The organism is Paracoccus sp. (in: a-proteobacteria), from assembly GCF_047973135.1.
GTDB lineage: Bacteria > Pseudomonadota > Alphaproteobacteria > Rhodobacterales > Rhodobacteraceae > Paracoccus.
Genome location: NZ_JBKEBL010000273.1, coordinates 1 through 2,706, shown reverse-complemented (window position 1 = coordinate 2,706; position 2,706 = coordinate 1). Strand labels below are relative to the sequence as shown.

The 2,706-nt window shown below is 64.7% G+C and carries 3 protein-coding genes; all 3 read left to right on the top strand.

Annotated elements, in window-relative coordinates; all coding sequences use genetic code 11:
* Positions 1-727 (top strand): Gfo/Idh/MocA family protein (locus tag ACK5L9_RS20110; RefSeq protein ID WP_416913234.1); only part of this gene is annotated, 727 nt, incomplete at its 5' end.
* 31 nt (positions 728-758) lie between these two features.
* On the top strand, positions 759-1,931 hold the full coding sequence (locus ACK5L9_RS20105) for a Gfo/Idh/MocA family protein (protein ID WP_416913233.1): 1,173 nt from the start codon (positions 759-761) through the stop codon (positions 1,929-1,931).
* Between the two features lie 69 nt (positions 1,932-2,000).
* The coding region (locus ACK5L9_RS20100; RefSeq protein ID WP_416913232.1) for a sugar phosphate isomerase/epimerase family protein at positions 2,001-2,706 on the top strand (706 nt) is incomplete at its 3' end.

Below are 2,706 nucleotides of genomic sequence, written 5' to 3'. Positions count from 1 at the left end.
GGAACAGGCTGCGCTGCGGGTGATCGAGGCCGAGACCGCCCATGGCAGCCGTCTGGTGCCGGTCGGTTTCATGCGCCGCTTCGACGCCGATTACCGGCGCCTGAAATCGGTGATCGCGGGCGGCAGCCTCGGGGCGCCGCTGAGCTATCGCTCGGTCCATCGCAACGCATCCGTGCCCGAGGGGCTTTATACCTCGGACATGCCGCTGAACGACACGCTGGTCCATGACGCCGATATTTCCCGCTGGCTGCTGAATGACGAGATCGCCGGCGTCGAGGTGCGGGTGCCGCGCCGCAACGCGCGGGGCAAGGACCTGCGCGATCCGGTGATGGTGCTTCTGCATATGGCTTCCGGCGCGATCGTCGATGTCGAGATCAGCGTGAACATCGCCTATGGCTATGACATCCGGGGCGAGGTCAGTTGCGAACATGGCACGGCCGCGCTGCCGAACCGCCCGGCCACGCTGATCTGCGACCAATACGGCATCCGGCAGGCCGTTCCCGCCGACTGGCGCGAACGCTTCATCGAGGCCTATGACCAGGAATTCCGCGAATGGATCGCTGCCGCCGGGCAGGGCACGGCGACCGGCCCCAGCACATGGGACGGCTATGCGGCAACGCTGGTTGCCGACGCGGCGCTGCGGGCCGCAGCCAGCGGAGCAAAAGAAGCCGTCAGAATGATTGAAAAACCCAGCCTCTATGCAGCCGCGACCGCGAAGGCGGCGTGACCCAGGGGCGAATTCAGGAAAGCAGAACAAGATGATCAACGGAGAACGGACAATCTCTCGCCCCCTGCGGTGGGGCATGGTTGGCGGCGGCCGCACCGGGCAGGTCGGCTACAAGCATCGCACCGGCGCGCTTCGCGACGGCACCTATCAGCTTGTCGCCGGGGCCTTCGATCTGGATGCCGAACGCGGCCGCGATTTCGGCACCAAGCTGGGTGTCGCCCCGGATCGCTGCTATGCGACCTATCAGGAGCTGATCGCCGGCGAGGCAGGGCGTGCGGACGGGGTCGAGGTCGTCTCGGTCGCGACGCCGAACTTCACCCATTTCGAGATTACCAAAGCCCTGCTGACTGCCGGCATCCATGTGATCTGCGAAAAGCCGCTGTTCTTCACCGTCGCGGAATGCGACGAAATCGCCGCACTGGCGGCAGAAAAGGGCCTGATCGTCGGCGTGACCTATGGTTTCACCGGGCACCCGCTGGTCCATCAGATGGCGGCGATGGTCGCCAGGGGGATGCTGGGCGAGATCCGCATTGTCGATCTGCAATATACCCACGGCTTCAACGCGGGCGACGACACCGATGCGGGCGAGGCCGTCAAATGGCGCACCAACCCCAAAACCGCCGGCCCGACCTTCGTTCTCGGCGATATCGGCACGCATCTTTACTATCTCTCCGAGGTCGTGCTGCCCGACCTGAAAATCGAGCGCCTGCTTTGCGACCGCAAGGCCTTCATCCCCTCGCGCGCGCCGCTGGAGGATCACGCAACGGTCCTGACGCATTACGACAATGGCGCGCGGGGCCGGCTGTGGGTTTCTTCTGTCAATGCCGGAAACATGGGCTCGCAGCGTTACCGCTTCGTCGGCTCCAGGGCGTCGGTCGAATGGTCCGACAGCCATCCCGACCAGCTGATCTACGAGGTGCAGGGCGAACCGAACCGCATCCTGCATCACGGCATGCCCTATCTGGAACCTGAAAGCCTTGCCGTGGACCGCATGGGCGCGCTGCATACCGAGGGCCTGGGCGACAGCTGGTCCAATATCTATCTGTGGATTGCGCAGGCCATCGACGCGAAGCAGCGCGGGGACGACGCCTTCCTGAAAAACCATCACTACCCCGGTATCCATGCCGGCACCGAAGGCGTGCGCTGGCTGGAAAACTGCGTCCGCTCGGCAGACGCGGGCGCGGCATGGGTCGATTATCAGTAACCGGAACGGGCGCGCCGGTTCCTCCTCCCGCCGGCGTGTCCGACTTCATCGCATCAGAAAGACAGACAGATGAAACTTTCCATTTGCACCGATGTCATGGGCAACCTGTCCTTTACGGACATGCTGGACAAATGCGTGGCCCTCGGCGTCGAGGGGGTCGAGATGACCGGCGGCGGCTGGTCGCCCGCGCCGCATTTCCGCGCCGACGAACTGCTGGCCGACAGGGGCCTGCTGAAGCAGAAGCTGGCCGAGATCGAGGCGCGGGGGCTGGAAATCGCCGCGCTCAATTGCTCGGCCAATCCGCTGGATCCCGGCGATATGGGCAGGCGCCACCTGAAGGAAATGCAGGACACGATCCGTCTGGCCGGCGAGATCGGCGTGAAGAAGATCGTCACCATGTCCGGCCTGCCCGAGGCCGCACCCGGCGACATGGTGCCGAACTGGCTGGTCTATACGAAGTCATGGCCGGCCGAGATGCCCGAGCGTGATCGCTATCAATGGGAGGATCGCGCCTTCCCGCTGTGGCACGATCTGGTGAGGCTGGCGAAAGAGGTCGGGGTCGAGAAATACGCGCTGGAAAATTTCTCGGCCATGCTGGTCTGGAACCCGGAAACCCTGTTCCGGTTGCGGGGCGAGGTCGGCCCGACGGTTGGCATGAACCTCGACCCCAGCCACCTGATCTGGATGGGTGCCGACCCGATCCATTCGGCCCGCGCTCTTGGCGATGCGATCCACCATTGCCACGGCAAGGACACGCGCATCGAACGCGGCCGCG

Coding starts and splice junctions, on each gene's coding strand:
- ACK5L9_RS20105 (WP_416913233.1), top strand. CDS start 759: ATGATCAACGGAGAACGGACAATCTCTCGCCCCCTGCGGTGGGGCATG.